Annotated in this window: 20 protein-coding genes and 2 pseudogenes; 16 read left to right on the top strand and 6 right to left on the bottom strand. The window is 39.8% G+C overall.

From position 1 onward, the window contains the following. Window positions 1–5 precede the first annotated feature (5 nt). On the bottom strand, window positions 6–2795 hold the full coding sequence (locus QCD85_RS08305) for a hypothetical protein (protein ID WP_301262267.1): 2790 nt from the start codon (window positions 2793–2795) through the stop codon (window positions 6–8). Window positions 2796–2928: 133 nt separating this feature from the next. Further along, the gene (locus QCD85_RS08310) at window positions 2929–3507 is read right to left on the bottom strand and encodes a TetR/AcrR family transcriptional regulator (protein WP_301262268.1); all 579 of its coding nucleotides are present in this window, start codon (window positions 3505–3507) and stop codon (window positions 2929–2931) included. A gap of 195 nt (window positions 3508–3702) precedes the next feature. Between QCD85_RS08310 and QCD85_RS08315 the strand changes: the two genes are divergently transcribed. Continuing rightward, window positions 3703–4392 (top strand): NAD(P)-dependent oxidoreductase, encoded by a 690-nt coding sequence (locus tag QCD85_RS08315; RefSeq protein WP_301262269.1) that lies wholly within the window; start codon window positions 3703–3705, stop codon window positions 4390–4392. A 110-nt stretch (window positions 4393–4502) separates the two neighbouring features. Here QCD85_RS08315 and QCD85_RS08320 read toward each other — a convergent pair whose 3' ends face one another. Further along, the gene (locus QCD85_RS08320) at window positions 4503–4964 is read right to left on the bottom strand and encodes a hypothetical protein (RefSeq protein ID WP_301262270.1); all 462 of its coding nucleotides are present in this window, start codon (window positions 4962–4964) and stop codon (window positions 4503–4505) included. A gap of 418 nt (window positions 4965–5382) precedes the next feature. Between QCD85_RS08320 and QCD85_RS08325 the strand changes: the two genes are divergently transcribed. From QCD85_RS08325 to QCD85_RS08340, 4 genes are all read left to right on the top strand, one after another. Then, window positions 5383–6087 (top strand): SDR family NAD(P)-dependent oxidoreductase, encoded by a 705-nt coding sequence (locus QCD85_RS08325; RefSeq protein WP_301262271.1) that lies wholly within the window; start codon window positions 5383–5385, stop codon window positions 6085–6087. Window positions 6088–6374: 287 nt separating this feature from the next. Beyond that, window positions 6375–6821 carry a MarR family winged helix-turn-helix transcriptional regulator gene (locus tag QCD85_RS08330; RefSeq protein ID WP_373462042.1) on the top strand — a complete coding sequence of 149 codons (447 nt, stop codon included), beginning with the start codon at window positions 6375–6377 and terminating at the stop codon, window positions 6819–6821. Between the two features lie 253 nt (window positions 6822–7074). After that, a complete protein-coding gene (locus QCD85_RS08335) occupies window positions 7075–7653 on the top strand; it encodes a Crp/Fnr family transcriptional regulator (protein ID WP_301262272.1) in 579 nt (192 codons plus the stop codon). Between the two features lie 78 nt (window positions 7654–7731). Next, on the top strand, window positions 7732–8076 hold the full coding sequence (locus QCD85_RS08340) for a darcynin family protein (RefSeq protein WP_301262273.1): 345 nt from the start codon (window positions 7732–7734) through the stop codon (window positions 8074–8076). 116 nt (window positions 8077–8192) lie between these two features. Here the strand turns inward: QCD85_RS08340 and QCD85_RS08345 are convergent, their stop codons facing one another. The 3 genes from QCD85_RS08345 to QCD85_RS08355 all read right to left on the bottom strand — a co-directional run bounded on the left by QCD85_RS08345 (window position 8193) and on the right by QCD85_RS08355 (window position 11649). Then, window positions 8193–10712: an FAD-dependent oxidoreductase gene (locus tag QCD85_RS08345; protein ID WP_301262274.1), complete on the bottom strand. Its 2520-nt coding sequence runs from the start codon at window positions 10710–10712 to the stop codon at window positions 8193–8195. Beyond that, a complete protein-coding gene (locus QCD85_RS08350) occupies window positions 10709–11023 on the bottom strand; it encodes an ArsR/SmtB family transcription factor (protein WP_301262275.1) in 315 nt (104 codons plus the stop codon). The genes QCD85_RS08345 and QCD85_RS08350 overlap by 4 nt, the downstream gene beginning before the upstream one ends. A gap of 257 nt (window positions 11024–11280) precedes the next feature. Next, entirely contained in the window at window positions 11281–11649 is a 369-nt protein-coding gene (locus QCD85_RS08355) for a winged helix-turn-helix transcriptional regulator (protein ID WP_301262276.1), read from the bottom strand. Between the two features lie 333 nt (window positions 11650–11982). Here QCD85_RS08355 and QCD85_RS08360 point away from each other — a divergent pair. The 11 genes and pseudogenes from QCD85_RS08360 to QCD85_RS08405 form a co-directional block, all read left to right on the top strand. Beyond that, window positions 11983–12714: pseudogene (locus tag QCD85_RS08360) on the top strand (NADPH-dependent F420 reductase); the annotation flags it as partial. 162 nt (window positions 12715–12876) lie between these two features. Then, window positions 12877–13209: pseudogene (locus QCD85_RS23925) on the top strand (nuclear transport factor 2 family protein); the annotation flags it as partial. A 358-nt stretch (window positions 13210–13567) separates the two neighbouring features. Beyond that, entirely contained in the window at window positions 13568–14758 is a 1191-nt protein-coding gene (locus QCD85_RS08365; protein WP_301262277.1) for a glycine C-acetyltransferase, read from the top strand. 37 nt (window positions 14759–14795) lie between these two features. Next, window positions 14796–15755 carry an L-threonine 3-dehydrogenase gene (locus QCD85_RS08370; protein ID WP_301262278.1) on the top strand — a complete coding sequence of 320 codons (960 nt, stop codon included), beginning with the start codon at window positions 14796–14798 and terminating at the stop codon, window positions 15753–15755. A 633-nt stretch (window positions 15756–16388) separates the two neighbouring features. After that, window positions 16389–17279, top strand: coding sequence for an alpha/beta hydrolase (locus QCD85_RS08375; RefSeq protein WP_301262279.1), 891 nt, complete (start codon window positions 16389–16391; stop codon window positions 17277–17279). A 76-nt stretch (window positions 17280–17355) separates the two neighbouring features. Next, window positions 17356–18858 (top strand): phytoene desaturase family protein, encoded by a 1503-nt coding sequence (locus QCD85_RS08380; protein ID WP_301262490.1) that lies wholly within the window; start codon window positions 17356–17358, stop codon window positions 18856–18858. Next, complete coding sequence (locus QCD85_RS08385; protein ID WP_301262280.1) at window positions 18845–20242, top strand: aldehyde dehydrogenase family protein; 1398 nt, start codon at window positions 18845–18847, stop codon at window positions 20240–20242. Before QCD85_RS08380 ends, QCD85_RS08385 begins: the two co-directional genes overlap by 14 nt. Window positions 20243–20292: 50 nt before the next feature. Next, complete coding sequence (locus tag QCD85_RS08390; RefSeq protein ID WP_301262281.1) at window positions 20293–21822, top strand: phytoene desaturase family protein; 1530 nt, start codon at window positions 20293–20295, stop codon at window positions 21820–21822. A 27-nt stretch (window positions 21823–21849) separates the two neighbouring features. Beyond that, window positions 21850–22947 carry a glycosyltransferase gene (locus QCD85_RS08395; RefSeq protein WP_301262282.1) on the top strand — a complete coding sequence of 366 codons (1098 nt, stop codon included), beginning with the start codon at window positions 21850–21852 and terminating at the stop codon, window positions 22945–22947. A 174-nt stretch (window positions 22948–23121) separates the two neighbouring features. Beyond that, the gene (locus tag QCD85_RS08400; protein WP_301262283.1) at window positions 23122–23388 is read left to right on the top strand and encodes a hypothetical protein; all 267 of its coding nucleotides are present in this window, start codon (window positions 23122–23124) and stop codon (window positions 23386–23388) included. Window positions 23389–23448: 60 nt separating this feature from the next. Further along, the gene (locus QCD85_RS08405) at window positions 23449–23724 is read left to right on the top strand and encodes a hypothetical protein (RefSeq protein ID WP_301262284.1); all 276 of its coding nucleotides are present in this window, start codon (window positions 23449–23451) and stop codon (window positions 23722–23724) included. Window positions 23725–23753 lie beyond the last annotated feature (29 nt).

A 23753-nucleotide genomic window follows, 5' to 3' on the forward strand; every position in this document is an offset into this window, starting at 1 on the left:
CTCCGTTAGTTAGCAGATAGATCTGTTGTGCTATTTTTGTTATTGCGATCAGTTGAATCTGGTTTGTCCGGTTGATTGGTTGTCGGAGGTGTGCCCGGATTCGTTGTAGGTGTATCTACAGGTGATGTTGTAGATGGTGTATTGACGATATTAGCGGTGTAATCAATTCTGTAGCTCTGTGTACCAAGAAGGATTCGTTCGCCTTCAAATTCATCGTACACATTGATTAAGAAACGACCACCTTTCATCGTTTTGTACACATTACTATTTAAAGTGGTTGAATACGGAATCGACTTGCCGAGTGTTAAGTCAGTACCCGGAACCATAGTTTTTTCTTGGACTTGACCGGATGGATCTACCCATTGAATGACCAGATTATGTCCATACGTGCCCATATTATAAGTGTTGTCTTTGCTAAAGTTATAAGTCATATTCAGAGCAATACTTTCTTGACCTTCTGACAATGAACCTGTAGCACTTGTAATCGCAAATCGGTACGGGAATAGCTCCATATCGCTACTTACACTAGCAACTACAGGCGGCGTCTGTTTATTGAGTCCTAGTTCAACGGCATTAATATAACCTGTAGGTGTAGTCGTCGCTGTAGACATTTTGCCATCGTTAATCGCTTCACCGATATAAAGTGTTAGTCCGGAGGTATTGATTGACGCAGGGAGTTTGCTCCAGACAGTAATTAAGTTTTTACCATCAGGGCCGACTGTTTTGTCCGATTGATTAACAGTAGCTTCATAATATTCATTATTTGGTGTTTTGTAATAAGCGATAAGACGAGCAGGTGTAGAAGTTCGTTTTTCTTCACTCTTCATTTCAAGTTCAGTATATGCAATTTTTTGACTTGCACCTTCATAGGTAATCGTACGACGTTCTTTGATTTCTGCTTTTTTGCCTATCGTCTGAATATGGAAAGAAGATCCTGGGGCGATTTTGGCAACAGTAGAATTGATCTGACCTACTTGTAGCGATAAGAACGGATTATCTTGATCCAGTGTATTACCAGTAGAAGTTGTCGTATTGGTAGCTGGACTGGTTGAATCGGTATTTGCAGTATCTACATTAGGATATAGTTCGATTTTGAGTTGAGATAAATCTGCATCTGCATCAAAATGACTGACCACATAGTAGACACGACTTTGACCGGCATCCAGTGACGTATCTGTCTGTTCCGCTACAATCTGTACCGGGCTACTGATGCGATTATTTTGCGCTTTGATCCATCCGCCAAGTAGAGGCAAGTTAACAGAAGAAGTCCCGGCATTACGCAGACGAATTTTGGCAACTACGATATCTTCAGCAGTCCATGGCATACGTTGAAAGCTTTCAAGAGTCACACCAAAGTTGCCGTAATTATTATCAAATGTATACTCTGTTTGCGCCGATTGATTTTGTTCTTGGCTGTACGGAATCATATAAAAAGCTGTGGGTAAAATAATCGTACTTTTCGCTTGTGTATTGTCTGCTACTTGCGTATTTGTCGTTGTATTACTTGGAGTCGTTGCTGATGATTCTAACAATTGCAGTTGAAGTTGTTGCTGTTTCAATTGAGCTGGAATTTCAGCAGATAATTGAATTTGCTTTTCCTGCAATGGCTTGAGTGCTAGATTAGTGAATGCTTTGGTAGTGATCGGGAATGAATACCCTTCTGATGTTTTGATAGATGTTTCATAAGTAGGTAATACTACTGTTTGATTACCGATATTTTTTATTCTAAATTGCATCGTCCATACAGCTTTATCTCCACTGGTAGAGATTGTTGCTGTTTTTAATTGAGTCTCAATCATTGTTCCATCTACAGCGATTTTTCGAGAAGATGCTACAGGAACAGTAAGACTAGACGGACTCACTTTAGGTAATTTGAATGCTACTACTGGTAATTCCAAATTAGTAACACTACTTGCTGTAGAACTATCTGTTTTGCTATCTGTTGCAACAGTATTGCTTGTAATTTGTAAAGTCATATTTGTAGTATTTAGAGAAGATGGGATAGCAGCAATATACTTTATACTTTGAGTATCTCCGGGTGAAATAGAGAAATCACGACTAGCATGATCTAGTTGTAATTCAAAAGTAGAACCGGTAGCAGACTGTAAGTAAGTATGGTAATTAGGAGCCTCTAACACTTCAGTACTTAGATTGCTTACTTGTATAGCTAGACGAGCATATAATTTATTATTAAAACGGATCATTTGTAACTGCTGAGGTTTGAGCATGAGGGTGGTTGTACCAATCGTCACTTTTTTGCTTTTGCCTTGAGCGATAGCAGGTGAGTAATTCGCAGGAACGGTAAATGTACCTAACTTTTTCTCATAATTAGAGGCATTAAAATCCCAACCAAACATCGCAATTTTGCTATTAGCTAGTTTATTTTCTTTTTTCATATCTACATAGTACGTAATCGCTTGAGTAGACTTCGGGGAAATCGTCATCTGATCTTTGTTATCAGGAACAGGTACTCCTTTGATCGGAGAAGTTCGTATTGTACTTACTCTTGAAAAGCTATTCATTAATTTGTATGGACTGGAAGTGGTGTTGGTATAAGTAAGGGTGTATGTCAGAATATTGCCTGTGTTTTTACTAGCTAATTGAATATCGGTTAATTTCACACTGACTCCAGATTGGAGCGAGATTGAAGGGAGCGCTGTTAAAGAAGCGCTAGTCGAGGGATTCATCTGAGTTGCAGACAGATGGGTTGGAGCGGCGAATACGGGATTATTTGTAGTCTGGCTTAAAGCTACCATTCCTGCTAACAGAGCAAGATATGCAGGGTATTTCTTCATCTATCGTTCCTCCTGATCTTCATCACCTGTGTGTACAGATTGATTTATAGATTGATCTTAGAGGAAGGAGTTAAATTACATATAAACAAAAGCAAAGTATTTCTATACAGAACTTAAATTAAATATAAACTTTTTATAAACTGGGACGATCATATACATCTACCTCAAGATGACGTTCAAGCAATAATCCTAATCGCTTAGCCATAAAAGCAGGAGGGTGAGGTTTCTCATGCTTGATCCACCATTCGACTATTCCTAAAATCGCTGCTCCTAAAAACTGAATATCTACATAATCTTCTTCAGTTAGTGGTTGTTTCTTTTGATCCAGTATTCCTTGTTCTAACTCTTGAAGAAAAAATGCTAGAAATCGTGTACGAAAAAAAGAACTTCCTTTACTGGCTAGCATTGCAGAGAAAAATGAATACTGACTTTCAAAATATTCGAACCACAACAATCCAGATTCTACATAACTATCATTCGTGTCTTGTGAATTGCAAATGTCTCTCATTTCTTCAATATGCTCTTGAATAAGCTTATCTAGCAAATCAAACTTGTCTGTATAGTGAAGGTAAATCGTTCTTCGGCTAACATCTGCTTGATCAGCGATATCTTGGATCGTAATCTGATCAAACTGTTTCTCGATCATGAGATCAATAATAGCCAATTTGATCGCTTTTTGTGATTTCCGTACTCTTCGATCTATTTGCGACATGTTATTATGACCTGCTTTCTTCCAAATAATGCACAGTTTGAAGAAGAACGTGAACTACTGCACAAAATCTGTTGTTTTAATCATTGTAAATGCTGTATTTGTATTTAGTATTATACATAGTTGTTTCTTAATACACTAATGTGCATTTTTAAATATGAATATATGTATGAAATGATCCAGGGAGGAAAGAGAAAAATGAAAGTTACTGTTATTGGAGCTACAGGAGCCACAGGTAAGAAAGTAGTAGAACGTTTACTTCAATTAGATCATGAAGTTCATGCTGTATCTCGTCGACCTCAAGTTTATACATCGACTAAGCAACTGCATATTTATCAGGGAGACGTATTGGATACATCCACTATGATTAAAGCTATGATAGGTACAGATGTGGTTATCAGTTGTATAGGACCAACCAAAACATTTTCATCAGGTCATATCATGTCAAAAGGAGCTTTGAATGTTATTGCAGCCAATTTCTCACCGGGAACTGTGATGTCAGAAGGGATACCCAATATTTTATCAGCTTGTCAGCAAGCAGGAGTTGGGCGTGTGGTGATGCAGAGCGGTATTAATTTGAGTGATGGAAACGAATTGTCTGCTTTTAATCGGGTTGCTGTACGTACGATGCGATTTATTTTCTCCAAAGCGATCAAAGATAAAGCAATCGCTGAGCAGGCAGTGATCGCGAGTAACTTGGATTGGGTGATTGTACGTCCTTCTGTGCTTAGTCATACCGCTGACTCTGTCCAATATACAGCAGGGCCTTTAGCCCGGATTGAGCCACTTCATCCTCTATCATTTGTAGACTGTGCAGACTCTTTGGTTCGAGCGGCAACAAGTGAACCATCATGGATCAAAAAGATCATTAATGTCGGAAAATCATAACTTATACTAGCAAAATTTTAAATAATTATAGATAAAAAAACACCTCCAACGCGGAAGAACAGCAATTGATCTGCTTTCGCATTGGAGGTGTTTTGCAAATAAAGAATACTTTAAGACCAGCGATCAAACCAGTGAATATCAGTGATAATATCCTGATCTAAAGGAATACCGTATGTTTCATTGATCCATTTTAAGCTATTAAGTTTGTTTTTGACGACTTCAGCTTCTTCTGGAGATAACTGCTTATCCATTACTTTGATGACGATATAGTCGCTCCAGAAATCATAAAAAATCACCGGTGCTCCAATCGCATCTTCAACAGCCCGATAAAATTGTCCACGCGGTTCACTATCGCCTGCCATAATCGTATCCATAAAATCAATCGAAAAACGGATACTGTGATAATTAACAGATGCTTGCGATGTAGAAGATTGCACAGAAGATGTGGTTCCTGTGGAGGGAGGAGTAGAAGTGCTATTGTATAGGTCACTATCGGATGCTGAAGCAGAAGTCACCGGAAGAATCGAAGCGAATAAAGTAGCAGATAATAATAAAAAAGATAATTTTTTCATTATAAACCTCCTGTATAAGTGTAATAGGGATACAGCCAAAACAGAATCATGTAACACCTCAATAAACAGCTAATCTTTTCCCGATAGATGCTGTTAGTATGTAATACATTCCTCCTTTAGCGCTTAATACATATATATGCGGAGAATACACCTAAATTATATAATATTTTCTTTTTCATTAATATACCTAAATTGTAAAAATATTCTTTTTAAAACTTATAAAATAATAACGATAGTATAATCATATGCTAGGTCAGAAAGTACCGTTGATAAACAAGCAATTAGCCTATACAAATAATAGTTCTACAAATAACTTGCATGAAAAGAAAATATATTTTAAAATGTTGATATGTCAACAGTTGATTTATCAACGTTATTACTTTTGATGAAAATAAAAGCTAATCTAAGGAGAATACCCATGACAAAAACAGCATTAGTGACAGGAGCAAATAAAGGTATTGGATTTGAAATTGCCAAGCATCTATTGCAAGCAGGATATCATGTATTAGTAGGAGCACGTGATCAAGAACGTGGAGAAGTAGCCGTAAATACACTTAAAGCATTTGGTCATGCAGAGTTACTATTAATCGACGTAGCTAATCTACAAAGTATTGATCAAGCGGTCAATCATATCAAGCAAAACTATACTGATTTAAGTCTATTGGTAAATAATGCGGGTATCCCTGGAGATATGCATAAATTAGGCTGGGAATTTGATGTAGAAGAGTTAGTAGCCACTCACCAAGTAGACTTTATTGGCCCCTTCGCTCTTTCCAAAGGATTGTTACCGCTATTGATTGCGAATAAAGGCATAATTCAAAATATCAGCATACCGATTGAACCACTATCATTTTTTAATGCTTTTGCTTATCAGACTGCAAAAGCTCCTTTGAACGTTATGACCAAGTCATGGGGAATGAGCTTTGAAAAAGAAAATATACCGGTTGAAATTTTTGCAGTTATGCCAGGAGCTGTCTCTACTGATCTCAATGGAAATATGACAGGCGACTTTGTAAAAACTACTGCGCAAGCTGCTGAAATTATTGTAGCTTATATACTGGATGATCAGAATCACAATGGACAGGTGATCAATTACGACGGTACTCTGTCTGTATATCAATAAATCGTTATCTATTTTATATGTATGATAATTGTGACCAGCCCTCTTTCTTGTCTATAGAAAGAGGGTTTTATCTATATAGAGTAGTCTGGCACGTAGAAGAACTACTGATTTGTTTCACTACATAGGATAGTCATCTATTATGATGTGTTATGCCATTTTGAGAGTTATATGAATGTGTTTATTATCGAGGTCAAGGAACAGACTTGCTTGTAAAAAAAGGATTAAAGTTGTATATTGTCTAATACGCTGTACACCTATAGTAACAAAATATGATTACGAAAGATGGGATGGTTTTGAAGAAAGATTGGTCAGAAGAGAGTGCGTTGTTATACCAAATGTATCGTGTAAACAATGCGATAAATACGACATTTGATGCTTATATTAGTATCAGCCAATCTCGCTTTGAAATACTTGCTTTAATATATCAAGAAACAGAAATTAGTCAAAGTGATCTACAAAAAAAAGTGACCATTGATAAAGCGGCTGTCGCTAGACATCTCAAACAGCTTGAAGATAACAACATTGTATTGCGAAGAAGAAAAGACGGAGATAACCGTATGATTTTAGTGCAATTGACAGACTACGGTAAAGAAGTTATTGAGAATTCGCAAAAAGAAAAAGAACAATTTGCCAAAGGGCTGTTGAATAATATTAGTGATACCGAGTTCAATATGCTCAAAAAAGTATTAGATCAATTAAATGAAAATGTGAAACAGATGAAAGATAACACGTAAATCCTCCAAAATCTCAAGCAAATTAAACAATGAAATACTTGCTATCCAAGCAGATAGTAATCCAAAAGTCGGTCTATAATGATCGACTTTTTTTGTATTTATCCAGAGGAAGTAAAATCTTCTTGCTGTACATAATCATTTTATTACATATAAATGTATACAAAACGATGCGAAAGAGAGAAACTATACTCAACTACATGTATGATAGCTTTAGCACAAAAGGTCAATATTGAATAGGAGAGAGGCAATCATCATGGAGCATCATTATCAGACACTTCAGTCTATGGCTTATCAAGCTTCTATAACACCTATAGAGTGGAAATGGTTTGTACATGCAACAACAGTAAAGTCTATTGCACATGGAGCGACTATTATTGAAGCTGAAGATCATGTGAATCATGCTTATTTCTGTACACAAGGGTTATTTCGCTTGTATTATACTTTAGCAGATGGACGAGAGTATAATGTCGCTTTTACATTAGAAAATGATTTTGCTACCTCGTACGGAGCTATGATTACCGGATTAACTTCAAAATACACTATTCAGGCGATCGAAGATTCTACCGTTATCGAGATTCCTTATTCTACGTTGCAAATGCTTATGGATCAAAGTCATGGATGGGAACGATTTGTTCGCACAGCTCTAGAACGACTGTATATCCGTAAAGAAGAAAGGGAACGAGAATTGTTATATTTATCTGCTTTGGAGCGTTATCACGCTTTTCTACTCAAATATCCAGGGCTTGAACAAAGGATACCTCAATATCATATTGCTTCTTACCTCGGTATCTCACCTGTATCCCTGAGCCGCATTTTGCATGAAAATCATTAACCTATGTTAATGCAGTTGTAGATTATGTCCTTTACACTAGACATATAGCAACCATTACTTAGATGAGGTGAAAGACATATGCGACAAATGATGATTGTCTTACTAGAGTTCTATCCTTCCTGGTTAGCGTTACCACGAGAACAACGCAGAGAGCATGCAGAAGTATTACAGCAAATTATAAATAAGTATCGTTCATCGATTACAGTACGTTTTTTTGATGCTGAAGCTTTGCCGGGCAAAGATTATACTGATTTTGTAGTCTGTGAGACAGAAGATCTCAAACAGTACCATTATATGTGGGAAGAAATTCGTGACTCCGAGACATATACAAAAGGATATATGAAGATCAAAGATGTGATCATGGGTTTGGAAAATGCTTTTCAATCGTATGAGAAAGAAGCGTTGCAGATGTCTTCCGAATAAAAATCTATGCAATGAATCATTAAGATTTCTACTCTTGATATCGAAGTCTGATCAAATACAAAAGGAGTGCCTTTTTATAGGCACTCCTTTTTACGTGGATTATCAGTCATTTTGAATTAGACAAAAAGATTATGATTTGCTTGAGAAGCCTGTCCTAAATAATAACCGACGCCTACACTTTTAACATGATCCATCAATTCGTCGCGGTGAATATTCATCAGATCCATCGACATCTGGCAAGCTACCATTTCTACACCTTGATCGACGGCACTCTGTATAAGTTCTTCTAAAGATGGAACATTATGATGTTTCATAAGACCACGAATCATTTTGGGACCCGCGCCAAACATATTCATTTGGGATAAGCGTAACTTATGGCTAGTACGAGGGAGCATCATATCAAACATACGACCAATCATTGTTTTGGAGATTGGCTGAGGAGACTGTTTGCGAATAATCGTTAATCCCCAGAACGTAAAGAACATAGTAACTTTGCGACCACTGGCAGCAGCACCGTTAGCAATAATTAAGGAAGCAATTGCTTTATCCAGATCACCACTAAAAACAACCATTGTACTAGCAGGATCGGCTTCTGTAGAAATGGAAGGCGAAAGCTCTGAGTTCTGCTCTGCTATTGTTTTGCCAATGATAGCTTCAATTACTCCACCGTTACCACGCTCTAATTGGAGAAGAGTAGACTTAGACATTGCTGTCCATGCTTTGATATCTTCGTAAAAGCCAGGGTCAGACGCTTGCACATGTAAAGTCTGTCCATCGGGTAGTTGATCCATTGTTTTCTTAACCTGTATAAGAGGGCCGGGACAACTTAATCCACGTACATCCAGTTCAACATCTATATGCAACGGTTGAGCAGTTGGATGTTCGGTAATATGCGATCCATTTTCTACTACAGTAAGGGTTGGTAAAAGATCAGGTTGTCCATTGTTATTGCCGTTTGGTTCTTCGGAAGAAAAAGAGCTGGTCTGAAATTGAGCCATACGGTATGTTTTGTAACCGCCGCTTAAGTTTTTAGTCTCAAAACCATGCTGACGCAAAATTTGAGAAGCGGTATAGCCACGTAATCCAACCTGGCAATACACCCAAATTTCTTTGGAACGATCCAGTTCGCTCAACCGCTGACGAAGTTCGTCCACTGGAATAGACAGTGATCCAGTGATATGTCCATTGTGATGCTCCAGTTCACTACGCACATCGAGCAAAATAGATTGCTCAGAGTCACGTTCTGCTAGCTCATCATACGTAAAGACCTGCACACGTCCAGATACTATATTCTCCGCTGCATATCCAGCCATATTCACAGGATCTTTGGCAGAAGAATACGGTGGTGCATAGCTAAGTTCAAGTTCTGCCAGATCATGAATAGAGCCACCAAAATGAATAGCTGTAGCAATATCATCAATTCGCTTATCTACACCCTCATAACCAACAGCTTGAGCACCTAAAATTTTACCTGTTGGTGTAAATAGCAACTTGAGTGTAATAGCACTGGCACCGGGATAGTAAGAGGCATGAGAGGAAGGATGAACAATCACACTCTGGTAGTCTATACCTAGACGTTTGAGCTTCTTCTCACTACTTCCTGTAGAAGCACCGGTGAGATCGAATACTTTAATCACAGACGTACCTATCGTTCCTTTATAACTAGAGTTCAATCCAGCGATACGGTCAGCAACAATCCTACCTTGTTTGTTAGCAGGACCTGCTAGCGGAATCGTTGTCTGGCTTCCATGAATATAATCTTTCACCTCAATAGCATCTCCAACAGCATAGATATCTGGTAAATTAGTTTCGAGCGATTCATTGACAACAATATGTCCGTGTGATCCAAGAGCAATGCCACTACTTTGCAAGAAGGAAGTGTCAGGTCTTACTCCGATCGCAAGAATGACCAGATCAGCAGATAGTGGGCTACCATTTTCAAGTTCAACACCGATACCTTGTTCGTAGGAATGAAAGCCGATCACACGTTGCTTGAACATCAGCCTCACGCCATGTTGCTCCATCTCTTGTGCGAGTGCTGTCGCCAGTTCAGGATCGAATGGAGCTAGTAGCTGAGGATTACTTTCTATGAGGGTTACGTCCAGACCGGCTTCGCGTAGATTTTCTGCCATTTCTACACCGATAAATCCTCCACCTACAACAATGGCTGATCGGGTATGTTGAGAAGTGACACGTTCTTTGATACGTTCGATATCAGTCACATTACGTACAGTAAAGATAAGTGGATGATCATTGCCAGGCAAGTCGGGAATAAAAGGACGAGCACCTGGAGATAAGATCAACTTATCATAACTTTCTTCATATAGACCACGTTCAGGATGTTGGATCTGGATCGTACGAGTATCCGGATGAATAGCTATAACTTCGCTTTGTGTACGCACGTCAATTTGAAAGCGATCCGCCATGCCTTTTGGCGTTTGAACAAGCAAGCGTTCACGGTCGGTAATAGAACCCCCAATATAGTAAGGTAATCCACAGTTAGCAAAAGAAATATGAGGCCCTTTTTCAAACATAATAATCTCAGCATGTTCATCCAGTCGGCGTAAACGTGCCGCAGCCGATGCACCTCCAGCCACACCACCGACAATCAATACTTTTTGACGTTGTTGATTCATGATTCGCAATCTTCCTCTCCAAACAAAATATGGACGATCGGTTCGATCCGAGGGTCAGCGAGAAGATAGTTAACTTCTAGCCCACTACGTTCAGTGGTAACAATCCCTGTACTACGAAGCTTCTGTAGATGTTGTGAAATCGTCGATTGTGGAATATCCAGACATTCTTGCATATATGAAACGTTACATTTACGTTTGCGTATAAGTCCACGCACGATACATAAGCGAATAGGATGCGATAAAGCTTTCAACAGATTAGCAGGTTCATCAAATTGTTTTAAATCTTTTACATCAAAAGCGATAGTGTCCACATGAACCCTCCTTATATCGTTATATTAGAATAATACGATATAGTGAACAAAGAGTCAATTCAAAGCATTTTTACATTCTATTGACCCAAATAGTTTATACTTATTTCAATTAGTTCAGAATATATATTAAAGAAACCGACTTCTATAGCAAGCCGGTTTTTTTGAGTTATCAATAAAAGGGGCGAACGATCTGAACGAAAGTGACTTTTACATAGGGCAGTCATTTTTCTTCAAGTATCAAATATCAAACGTGATATTTATTTTAAATTGGATTCTCCCCATTCATACATGCTATTCAGGATCGGTAGGAATCTCTTACCGAGATCGGTTAGCCAATATTCAACTTTCGGTGGAACTTCTCGGTAAACTTCCCGGTGCAGTAGCCCATCGGTTTCTAATTCTCGTAACTGCTTTGTAAGCATCGACTGTGTAAGATCTGGATAAGCCCGTCGGATTTCTCCAAATCTTCTTTTATTTTCGGACATGTACCACAATAGAGATAATTTCCATTTACCGCCGACTAATTTTTGTACCTTGTTCAGTCCACACTCGGATGAACTTCCACTGCTCAATTTTTGCTCTTCGTTCATCCCACAATCAGATGAATATTTATGAGTATGCTCCATATTTGTTCCCCCTAGTTCAATAATAAGCTTCTAAAAAGCCAGTCAGATCACATTAGTATTAAATTTGATAGTATGTTCTAAAAATAATCGTACTTGTTTAAAGTAACATACTTCAATAAGATAATAAAGGCAAGTAAAGCGGTACGTTCAACGATATTTTTTCTCTACCAATCGGATATTTATTCGATAAATATAGGCAAAAGTCGCTCGTTATGCCGGGATTTATTTTTGTATCTATTATGGTGTGATTGTTCATTAAATTTGCCGAAATGAGATAGGCAAGTGAATGGCGGATCATTACTTTAAAAACATTACAATCCAGGAGGAATACAAATGAGATTTGGAATTATAGGTGCAGGCAATATTGGGTCCACTCTTTCACGAAAGTTAGTTCATAACGGACATGAGGTTAAAATTGCAGATGCTCGCGGCATTGATCGACTGGAAGGAAAGGAACTTGTAGGGGAGATTGTTACCATAGAAGAAGTAATCAAAAATATTGATATATTAATTACATCTATTCCTTTGCCTGCATTATCTGATATTCGTAGTATCATACAGCAAGTTGAAGAACATGTGATTGTGGTGGATACGTCAAATTATGCTCCAACAATCAGAGATCAGCGAATAGAAGAAATCGAAAATGGCATGGTAGAAAGTGTATGGGTGTCAAATCAGTTAGGTCGCCCAGTGATTAAAGCATTTAACAACCTATTGACTGAAACATTAGACAAAGAAGGCAAACCGGAAGGGACTTCATACCGTATCGCTATGGCTATTGCCGGAGACAACCAGGAGCAAAAGCAAACTATCGAGAAGATGGTGAGTGAACTTGGATTTGATACGGTGGATAGTGGGAATTTAAGCGATTCTTGGAGACATCAGCCCGGCACTCCAGCCTATTGCACAGAATTAACAAAAGAAGAACTTGTCCTTGCTCTGGATCAAGCAGACAAACAAGTAGCAATTCAATTAAGAGAACAATTTATCGAAAGAATTACAGAACTTTTTGCTAAAGGTAATGTAGAAAAGCAAGTCATTGTAAATTTAAAACGAGAAATATACAAACCAATCCTTTTGCCCAAAGAAGGATTAGAAGAAAAGACAGAGACACATCCGGTGCAACAACTTTTACAAAGCATTATCCAAAGCAAAAGTACTAAAGGTGAGGGAACGACTTTACTTTCTGACGAGTACATGAAGAACACATTAAAAAATTATTTGAAATATTTCAATGAACAAAATGCAGATGCTGTTATTGATCTACTAGCAAATGAGATCATCGGTGAAGATCCTGTAGGCACGAATCCTATAGTAGGCAAAGAAAACCTTGAAAGCTTTATCCGAGAAGGCATCGTTAACGTGAAAAAAGTAGACCTGTTAGCTCCAATTCGTACATCTTTCGCTAATTCGGCTGCAATGATGATCAATACACACATTTTGGTAGAAGGAAAAGAAGTCGTTATCGAAACGATCGACGTCGCACAGTTTGATTCCTCAGGAAAAATAACCCGTCTTCAGGCGTATTGGGGAGCAGATAATGTAAGTCTGGTGAAGTAACTACTTTTATGTAGATTAATATCGGATCCTTTCTTCGATCAATCATGTTGCATGATTGTAAGTAATGAATTAGCATGATTTAGACATTCTATAAGTAAAGATCATCAAAAGACATTTTCTCCGAATCGATGGAGAGAGTGTCTTTTTTATTGAGAGTATAGATAAGGTATTCATATTAGTAAAAACATAGTCAATGAAAGTAAATAGAGTAGGTTTTTATACAATATGTCCTTCATGTGTGTACAAATGACAAAAAAGATGATACATTGAAATCATTATAATGCCTATGTTGTAAGCGTTTACTTAAAGGTTTAATGTCTCCTGTATGAGGACATATGTTTAATGAGGAGGGAATGAAATGTCTAGTCAAGTATTACAACAATTTTTGACTATGAGTATCGAGGATCTAAAGACGAACGGTCTATATAACGTTATTGACACGCTACAGGGTGCTAATGGGCCTGTTATTCAGATTGATGGAAAGTCTCTAATAAATTTGTCTTCCAATAACTATTTAGGACTCGCAACCGATCAGCGCCTAATTGATGCTTCAGTGAAGGCGGTGCAGACATACGGTGCTGGTGCAGGAGCTGTGCGAACCATAAATGGTACGATGGATCTGCATATTGAACTTGAAGATAAGCTTGCGCATTTCAAAAAGACAGAAGCTGTTATCGTGTATCAATCGGGATTTAACTGCAATATGGCTGCGATATCTGCGGTAATGGATCAGCATGATGCGATTCTATCAGATGAGTTGAATCATGCTTCGATCATTGATGGCTGCCGCTTATCGAGAGCAAAGGTGATTCGATATAAGCATTCAGATATGGATGATCTAAGGCAAAAGGCGAAAGAAGCTACAGAATCAGGACAATATCATAAAATCATGGTCATCACTGATGGCGTGTTCTCGATGGATGGCGATATAGCTAAGCTACCTGACATTGTCAATATAGCTGAACAATTCGATCTGATTACGTATGTGGATGATGCCCATGGTTCGGGGGTTCTAGGAGCAGGTGCAGGAACCGTTAAGCATTTTGGATTATCCGACCGTATTGATTTTCAAATCGGTACGTTGTCCAAAGCGATCGGTGTTGTTGGCGGTTATGTCGCTGGTAAGAAACAACTGATCGAATGGTTGAAGCTGAGAAGTCGTCCATTCTTGTTCTCAACTTCACTACCACCGGCTGCAATCGCTGCTTGTAGCGCATCCATCGATATTTTGATGAATGATACAGAACTGATCGAGAAGTTATGGGCGAACAGCAAGGAATTGAAGCGAGGCTTGAGTCAGCTTGGATATGATGTAGGTCAAAGCGAAACACCGATCACTCCTTGTATCATTGGCGATGAATTGACCACCCAGCAGTTCAGCAAACATCTCTATGAAGAAGGTGTCTATGCCAAGGCCATTGTATTCCCAACGGTACCTAAAGGAACTGGCAGAATACGCAATATGCCTACCGCTGCCCATACGAAGGAGATGCTGGATCAGGTGATCTCTGTCTATGAGAAAGTTGGTAAGGAAATGAAATTAATCTAAACGCATTCACGGGAGTCTACTTCAGGAGGAATGTCTGATGAAAAAGATATTGGTAACGGGAGCACTCGGTCAGATCGGTTCAGAGTTGGTGATGAAGTTACGCGAGTTATATGGCACAGATCACGTCATTGCTACAGACCTTAAGTCATCCGCCCACGAAATTACTCGCTCTGGACCATTCGAGCTGCTGGATGTGACGAATGATAAGGCAATGTTCGAAATCGCCAAGCGATATGAAGTTGATACTGTCATCCATTTGGCTGCATTGCTGTCAGCAACCGCAGAAGAGAAGCCTCTGCTTGCTTGGAATCTGAATATGGGCGGATTGATGAATGCACTTGAGGTATCTAGAGAGCTCGGCTGCCAATTCTTCACACCTAGCTCAATCGGAGCTTTTGGTCCTTCCACTCCAAGAGATAATACCCCGCAGGATACCATCCAGAGACCAAATACGATGTACGGTGTGAATAAGGTATCAGGTGAACTGCTTTGTGATTATTATTTTCATAAATATGGGCTAGATACAAGAGGACTACGCTTCCCCGGTTTAATTTCTTATATGACACCTCCTGGTGGAGGAACAACCGATTATGCAGTAGAAATATATTATGCAGCCATAACGGCTGGAAGATATACATCCTATATTGCGAAAGACTCGAATATGGACATGATGTATATGCCAGATGCTCTGGACGCTATCATTGATTTAATGGAAGCAGACTCAGATCGGTTAGTACATCGGAACTCATTTAACGTCACCGCAATGAGTGTTGACCCAGAAGCAATCGCTGCATCGATTCGAGAGGAGATTCCTGGCTTCGTCCTTGATTATGATGTGGACCCGAAGAGACAAGCGATCGCAGATAGTTGGCCACATTCTATTGATGCGACGGCAGCTGCAAGAGAATGGGGATTTCATGCTCGCTATGACTTGAAGGCGATGACGAAGGATATGCTGTCCAAGCTGAGTGAGAGATATGTGCTTCGTAAAGCTTAGAGTTTGTGAAGTACATGTTCTAATCTAATGTGTTAAGAAAATGTGCGGTGTCTTCGAAAACGATCTGTTGTTTTGGCTTAATGTCAGAATATAAGTAGAGTTGCGATAGACGGTATATGTTTTGTTAGGGTTGGAAATTTTTTCGTAAATCATAGCGGCGTGATCATTTCCATAGCATTCATTAGAATCAGGACTTTGAGATAGACATCCATCTTAAGGTCCTTTTTTATGCGAAAATAAATTTCCCTGAAATTTCTATATGATAATAAGTTGAAGGCGATCATAACTAAGGGGACATCTGATTTTTCTTCTAAAATAGTTTGGACAGCTTCATTTATCTGGAATAAGAGGGGGCTACTAGTGGTTAAAGCAATTGGACTTCAGAGCCGGGCGACTATTATGTAAATAGAGATGGTAGAATACGTAACCGAATGATGCTGTAACTCTAGATATGCGCAATATAATATAAGATATTCTTCACAAAATTGTCACGTCAAACGCTGATTAATCAGTATTTGACGCTTTTTTTTAAAAGTTAGTACATTTAAAGGAAAAAAGGGTAATAGCATTAGAGAACTAATGTTAGAAACGATTCATTTCCAGTTTAAATGGTAAAAAAGCGAGGTTATCCTAATGTTCACCCATATGGCTGCAAGGTTAATTCGTCTTTTCCCCAATCAGGCGAAAAAGACGCCCATGCTCCCCTTCGAACCAGTGAAGGAAAAAAAAGAGATGAAAGTAGAGACATCTGTAAAACTCACGGATATTTCCTTCTACTATCCCTCAGAATCCAAACTGAAAAAACTCCCATTGTATATTAATTTTCACGGGGGAGCGTTCATCATGCACGACAAGGAGATGGACGATCCGTACTGTCGTTACCTGGCTAACCGGACAGCATGCATCATTGCGAATGTGGAGTACGCAAAAGCGCCGGAGTATCCTTTTCCCAACCCACTCGAACAAGTCTATGAAGTATTTCGCTGGATCCAGAGCAGAGCCGACGATTTGAATATTGACACGGAAAAAATGATGGTCGGCGGACAAAGTTCGGGAGCTAATCTGGCTGCCGCGCTCTGTCTCTATTTGGAGGAAAAAAAGGAAAAGCAACCGCTACTTCAAGTGCTGTCATGCCCGATGCTGGATTTTGCGACTCCGCACGCCAACAAGCCGGAAACGGACAAATGGCGGGCACGATATCCCCAAGTTGCTCACTTTTTGAACATGTGCTACGTCCCGGAAAAAGGTCAAGCAGAGCATCCTCTTGCTTCTCCTGTTCGCGCTGTCATAAGCAAACATTTGGCACCTGCCCTTATTCTCATCGCAGAACATGATGCTTTCAGGCCGGAAGCGGAATGTTATGCAGAGAAATTAAAGGAAGCTGGGGTACATATTGAGGAAAAAGTATTCAAAGACTGCAAGCACGCTTTTACCCACCTGGGTCCAAAAGAAAAAGCGGAGGAAGCCTGGGAAATGATTGCACGTAAAATCAGAGAAACAGCGAATGAGCGTTATGCAGAATAAAGTAAGGCATATGCTGGCTTGGCGCAACAATGAACACCATTCTTGATTGATGGAAGGAGAAACAAGACAAGTGAACATGACAAACAAAAACGTAGTGGTTATCGGAGGCGGACTTGGAGGACTGTCAGCTGCAATTTCGCTGGCACAGGCAGGATATGAGGTATCTTTATATGAAAAAAACGATCACATCGGAGGAAAGTTGAACCGACTGGACCAGGACGGATTCGGTTTTGATTTGGGCCCGTCTATTCTGACAATGCCTCAAGTTTTTGAGAATTTGTTTGCTGCCAGCGGCAAATCAATGAAAGACTATGTGCAGATTGAAAAGCTGAATCATCAATGGCGTTCCTTTTTCCCTGACGGAAATATAATCGACTTATATGAAAATCTACAGGACATGCAGGAGAAAAATGATTCTTTGAGCGAAAAAGACATGCGCGAGTATAAGGATCTGCTTGAATATTCCAAAAGGATCTACAATATGACGGACAAAACCTATTTTAAACATGGTGTAGATAGCACAAGAGAAATTATGAAGCATACGAGTCTGTTTGGTGCGTTAAAAAATTTCGATTTGTTTTCTACTGTTCATGGAGCAATCGACAAGCGGATCAGCAATAAACAATTGCGTGATATGCTGTCCTACTTTATCAAATACGTAGGTTCTTCGCCTTACGACGCACCGGCTGTTTTGAATATGATGATTTACATGCAACATGATCAGGGATTATGGTATGTACCCGGTGGATTGAATAAACTGGCAAACGGTTTGGTAAAGCTGGCTGAAGAAGTGGGAGTTCATTTCCATCTCGGGACACCCATCGTTAAGCTCGAAAAAAACAACAAAGAAATCACGGGAGCTTTTTTGGAAGACGGAACAAAGCTGACTGCGGATTATTACGTTTCTAATATGGAGGTTATCCCGGTTTACGAACGTTTACTGGACGAAGACAGCCGCTTTGTAGGCAAATTAAAGAAAAAATTCGAACCGGCCAGTTCTGGTCTTGTTTTGCATTTAGGCGTGAAAAAAAGCTACCCTCAGCTTCGCCATCATAATTTCTTTTTCGCGGAAAATATGAAGCAGCAAATGCAATCTATTTTCCATGAACATACCCTGCCGGAGGATCCGGTTATTTATTTGGTTAATGTTAATAAAACCGATCCATCACAGGCTCCTGAAGGACATGAAAATATCAAAGTATTGCCCCACATTCCTTACATACGGGATCAGAAACCATTCACTCAGCAGGACTATGAGCAATTTGCCGAGCGAGTTCTGATCAAATTGGAAAAAATGGGCTTAGATGATTTGCGAGCCAATATCGTGACCAGAGATATGTGGACACCAGAAGATATCAGAAAGACGTATGGCTCTGACCGCGGTGCTATTTACGGAACGGTATCCAATCGTAAAAAAAATAAAGGATTTAAGCATGCCAAACAAAGCGAACGCTATAACAATCTCTATTTTGTAGGCGGAACGGTAAACCCGGGCGGCGGAATGCCGATGGTTACGTTAAGCGGCCAGCTGGTCAGCAAAAAAATTGTGCAGAGGGATGTTTCGCATGCCGGACAATGAAAATCATTTTCTGAAGACCTTGCCTGAAAAGCAGCGTGAAGAATTACTACGTCAAGGCAGCCCTTCAAATGAGATGCGTAAAAAACAGCTTTTAAAGCTGAAAAATATTCTTGTGGAACGCGAAAAAGAATTAACAGATGCGCTTTATTCCGATTTGGGTAAACCGGCATTTGAATCTTTTTCATCGGAGATTGCCGTTCTGTTGAACGAGATCGATTACGTCTGCAAGCATATCAGTAAATGGAATCGTACCCGAGGTTCCCGGTACTTGAAATTAGGCTATATCGAATCACTACGAAAAAAGAGACATCCGTACGGAAGCGTACTGGTTATCGGTTCATGGAATTATCCGGTCCAACTTACCCTAATGCCTGTGATCGGAGCTATCGCCGGAGGGAACTCTTGTATTATCAAGCCGTCCGAATATGCGCCGGCAGTAGCCGAGCTACTAAAAGAAATCATCAATCAGGCATTTCCGCTTGAACAACTGCACGTGGTAACAGGAGATTCGCAAACCGCTAGCCTGCTTACTGCAGCACCGTTTGATTTGATTTTTTTTACAGGCAGCGGGCAAACTGGTAAGCGAGTGGCGGATCAGGCAGCCAAGCAGCTTACGCCGGTAATTCTGGAACTCGGTGGGAAAAACCCGTGTATCCTTGACGAAACGGGCTTTTCGGCAGCCGCTGTTAAGGACATTGTGTGGGGAAAATTCATCAATGCTGGCCAAACTTGTATTGCGCCAGATACCCTTTTTGTTCAGCGCTCCGTTTACGAAAAGACGCTGGCTGAAATTTCTACGGTGCTTTCTGATTTCTATGGGGAGCAGCCTCAGACAAGCAGAGATTATGGTCGAATCTGTACCGAAGCCCATTTTCAAAAAGTGATAGATTTTATCGAACAGGGCACAGTTCAGTATGGCGGTGTGTATGATCAAGCCGACCGGTTTATCGCTCCAACTGTGTTGACAGATATTGAGCCGGGAAGTGCAGTCCTGGAAGAAGAAATTTTTGGCCCGGTTCTTCCGGTCATTCCCTATACCGATTTGAATTCATTATTATCCAGTGGCAGTCTGCAGCGTGATGCGCTTACCGGATACATATTCAGCACCGATAAACATCGAATTGAGCAGTTTAACGAATACATGCGTTCCTCGACGATCAGTGTCAATCAAGTAATTCATCATGCGGCGAGTCCCCATATTGCGTTTGGTGGAGTTGGCCAAAGCGGATACGGCGCTTATCATGGCAAAGCCGGGTTTCTGGCTTTTAGCTATGAAAAAACGAGCGTTCGAACGTATCATTATCTACGCTTTTCGGGCAAATTCCCGCCTTATTCGGAACGAAACATGAAAGCTTTGAAGAAGTTGAGAAAGAGGATTCTGTAAACAACCAGTATCGCAACAAAGAAAACAGGATGCGGAAATGAGGATTTTGTATGAGTAAAAAGGTAATAGTCATCGGAAGTGGGGTGGCGGGTCTTGCCTCTGCCATCAGGCTTCAGGCTGCTGGCTACCAAGTAGAAATCTACGAAAAAGGTTTGACACCCGGTGGTAAAATGAACCGGATCGAACTGGACGGAGGATACAAATTCGATTTGGGACCTAGTATCGTGATGATGCCAGAAATCTATCGGGAACTATTCGAAGTGTGCGGCCGTGACCCGGACGATTATATTCCCATGGAAAAACTAGATCCGATTTATCGGGCTTATTTTAGTGATATTCCTGATGAGCCTTTTGACATTTCCTCCGATATGACCAAGCTGACCAAAACGATCGAAGCGATTAGTGAAGAAGATACAGCAGGCTTTTTTCGGTATCTACATGAGATTTATCAAAAATTTATTATTGCTAAAAATTATATTCTTCCTAGACCTTTCCGTAAAAGGAGTGACTTTTATAACCTCCCAATGTTGAAAAAGGCAATAAAATTAAAACCTTACGATACCGCGGATAAATTTGTCGGTCGGTATATCAAGAACAAAAGGCTGAGACAGATGATCAGCTTTCAAACGTTATATATTGGCATTTCACCTCTGACTAGCCCTTCTTTTTATACAATGATTCCGATGCTTCAATTTTTATATGGAGTATGGTTTATTAAGGGCGGGATGTATACGATGGCTTTGTCGATGGAAAGACTCTTCAAAGAGCTTGGAGGAATTATTCATTACGGCCAAGATGTACAGCAGATATCTATTCAAAATCAAAAAGCGGAAGGGATTGTCGTGGACGGACAAAATATTTCTTCGGATTATGTCGTTTGCAACGCAGACTTTCCTTATGCAATCAAACATCTGGTACAAGACAAGTCTGCTAAAGGACAGTATACCGATGAGAAAGTCGACAGCATGAAATATTCTTGCTCCTGCTTTTTGCTGTACCTTGGTATGAACCGCAAGTATGAAGAAACTGACCATGTGCATAATTTTATTTTCAATGAGGATCTGGACCAGAATCTCAATGATATTTTTGATGGAAAAAAACTGACGAATGCTTCTTTTTACGTATATATCGCTTCAAAAGCAGATCCTTCCATGGCTCCTGAAGGAACAGATGGATTGTATATTCTGATGCCTGTATCAAATGCAGCCGAATCCAACTATGAGTGGGACGAAGAGACGGTTGCTTATTATCGCAGTTACATCTTAAATGAATTGAAAAAGATTCGTGGTTTTGAAAATGTGGATAATGAGATTGTGACCGAAACGCATATCACACCACTGGATTTCAGTTCCAAGTTCAATGCGTATAATGGTGCTTCGTTTGGTTTGCAGCCTATTTTAAAACAAAGCAACCACTACCGTCCGCAAAGCAAAGCGAGCAATTGCGAAAATTTGTACTTTACTGGAAGCAGTACACATCCCGGCGCTGGCGTTCCAATCGTACTTCTATCTGCCAAAATTGCCGCCCAAGAATTGATCCAAGATGATACAGGCAATCTGTTTGATTATTCGGTAAAATAAAGAAAGGGGGCGAATGTTATAACGGCTTTGGACATTATCAAACTGGCGATTGGATTCGGGACAGTAATAGTCGGCTTCCTCATGTTCTGGTCGCTGCCTGTGCCCCGTGCCTCCTCCAGGGGGGCAATCAATCTACCGTTTCTGTCTATTATTATTCCTGCTAGAAATGAAGAAAGCAGGATCGTGCCTTTGCTGCGGTCGCTACAGGAACAGCGGTTTACCTCATTCGAAATTCTGGTTGTGGATGACGATTCATCGGACAAGACCGTTGTTGTAGCGGAAAGTTTCGGTGCAAAGGTGTTGCAGAACGAAGGAGTAGGGAAATCCTCAGCCTGCTGGCACGGCGCCGAACAAGCTAAAGGAAGCTGGTTATTATTTTTGGACGCGGATACGAAATTCGAAAGCACAGAGGGGCTAAACAATCTGTTGCAGTTTTATCAGGAAAAGGGAGCCAGAGGTATTACAGCATTGCAGCCTTTTCATACGGTAGAGCGCTTGTATGAACATCTTTCTGTTATTTTTAACATTATCGTTGTAACAGGAATGAATTTGTTTACCATTTGGGGTTCGCGTTTTAAAACAGCCGGTTCGTTCGGTCCGTGTATTTTATGCAATCGCGATGATTATTTTTTGTCTGGAGGGCATAAAAAAATCGAAGGAGCTATCATGGATGATCTGGCACTAGGAGAGGCGTTTGTTGAACAAAATCTTCCTGTACGCTGCCTGGGGGGGAAAGGTATTATATCTCTGCGCATGTATCCCGAAGGCATTGGCAGTCTGATCGAGGGCTGGTGTAAAAGTTTTGCCGTCGGTTCCAAATCGACGCATCCGGTTGTTATGTTCATGGTCATCTTATGGATATCCGGCAGTTTCATTGCTGCATCCGCTCTAGTTTCTTCCCTGATAGCATGGAATCCTGCTACCATCCTGTTGAGCGGGATACTATATGTCTTGTATGTCATTCAGACAGGATGGTTTGCCAGCAGAGTCGGGGACTTCAAAAAAGCGATTTTTCTTGTTTACCCGATATGGTTTGCGTTTTTTATAGGCATCTATGTATATTCCTTTATCAGGGTGAATGTTTTCCGTTCCGTGAGTTGGAAAGGTCGCAAAATCAAAGTCTGAATACTGCGTGATATAAGCTAATTGTTAAATCAAGTTTTTGGGAGACCTCTTGTACATGTTTTGAACTCACAAGAGGTCTTTTCATATCATGAACACAATAATTGAATATCAAGCTTCACCAAAGTCTAACGAGTATTACCCAAATCATACGGTGATAGCTATGTTGAATTGGATGTGGAGCAGGATGGAATAATAGTAATATCCATTGAAAGGTACAAAATTGAGCGTGGAGAGCGTAATATCTCTTTAGATACTTTACAAAAATTTCTAGTATTACATATTACACCTTCACATTTATTTGAAAACTATGATAATAAACAAACTAAGGAATTGGCAGACATGTTAAATCGCGATCAATTTTTATTAGAATCTAGGAAAGAGATCACGGTCATCGAAAAAATGATCAGTAATTTGCTAGAATCAATAGACGAATTAAAATAAAGAATAAATATTCAAATATAATAATTGTACTAACGCATACAATTAAATAAATCCTATGTAGTGATTATAAAAGTAAAATCGAATCAGTCTCTTGTCGCTAATCGTGTACAAGAGTTGGGAGCAGGTATGACTTTAAATAAACATCATCTCAGCGCAATTGATATGAGAGCGGCATTATTAGAAGTCTTAACCAATCCATCTTATAAAGAGCAGGCTTGTATCATTGGTGAATCTTTACGACAAGCAGGTGGTTATCAGAAGGCTGCTGAAATGATTATGAGTCATATGGATTCAATTGATCGTAATCTGTCCAATACCAAGTTTATAGATAAATAAGTTTTCTCTGTAGCAAGATGTGAATACTT

The organism is Paenibacillus sp. PsM32 (genome assembly GCF_030433815.1).
In the GTDB taxonomy this organism is placed as follows: Bacteria; Bacillota; Bacilli; order Paenibacillales; family Paenibacillaceae; genus Saccharibacillus; species Saccharibacillus kyungheensis.

Bases quoted from the DNA above. Each gene is read 5' to 3' on its own strand.
- QCD85_RS08335 (WP_301262272.1), top strand. From the start codon at position 7,075: ATGGAGCATCATTATCAGACACTTCAGTCTATGGCTTATCAAGCTTCT.
- QCD85_RS08390 (WP_301262281.1), top strand. From the start codon at position 20,293: ATGAGTAAAAAGGTAATAGTCATCGGAAGTGGGGTGGCGGGTCTTGCC.
- QCD85_RS08315 (WP_301262269.1), top strand. From the start codon at position 3,703: ATGAAAGTTACTGTTATTGGAGCTACAGGAGCCACAGGTAAGAAAGTA.
- QCD85_RS08320 (WP_301262270.1), bottom strand. From the start codon at position 4,964: ATGAAAAAATTATCTTTTTTATTATTATCTGCTACTTTATTCGCTTCG.
- QCD85_RS08380 (WP_301262490.1), top strand. From the start codon at position 17,356: ATGACAAACAAAAACGTAGTGGTTATCGGAGGCGGACTTGGAGGACTG.
- QCD85_RS08345 (WP_301262274.1), bottom strand. From the start codon at position 10,712: ATGAATCAACAACGTCAAAAAGTATTGATTGTCGGTGGTGTGGCTGGA.
- QCD85_RS08355 (WP_301262276.1), bottom strand. From the start codon at position 11,649: ATGGAGCATACTCATAAATATTCATCTGATTGTGGGATGAACGAAGAG.
- QCD85_RS08340 (WP_301262273.1), top strand. From the start codon at position 7,732: ATGCGACAAATGATGATTGTCTTACTAGAGTTCTATCCTTCCTGGTTA.
- QCD85_RS08375 (WP_301262279.1), top strand. From the start codon at position 16,389: ATGTTCACCCATATGGCTGCAAGGTTAATTCGTCTTTTCCCCAATCAG.
- QCD85_RS08365 (WP_301262277.1), top strand. From the start codon at position 13,568: ATGTCTAGTCAAGTATTACAACAATTTTTGACTATGAGTATCGAGGAT.
- QCD85_RS08305 (WP_301262267.1), bottom strand. From the start codon at position 2,795: ATGAAGAAATACCCTGCATATCTTGCTCTGTTAGCAGGAATGGTAGCT.
- QCD85_RS08385 (WP_301262280.1), top strand. From the start codon at position 18,845: ATGCCGGACAATGAAAATCATTTTCTGAAGACCTTGCCTGAAAAGCAG.
- QCD85_RS08370 (WP_301262278.1), top strand. From the start codon at position 14,796: ATGAAAAAGATATTGGTAACGGGAGCACTCGGTCAGATCGGTTCAGAG.
- QCD85_RS08325 (WP_301262271.1), top strand. From the start codon at position 5,383: ATGACAAAAACAGCATTAGTGACAGGAGCAAATAAAGGTATTGGATTT.
- QCD85_RS08310 (WP_301262268.1), bottom strand. From the start codon at position 3,507: ATGTCGCAAATAGATCGAAGAGTACGGAAATCACAAAAAGCGATCAAA.
- QCD85_RS08330 (WP_373462042.1), top strand. From the start codon at position 6,375: ATGGTTTTGAAGAAAGATTGGTCAGAAGAGAGTGCGTTGTTATACCAA.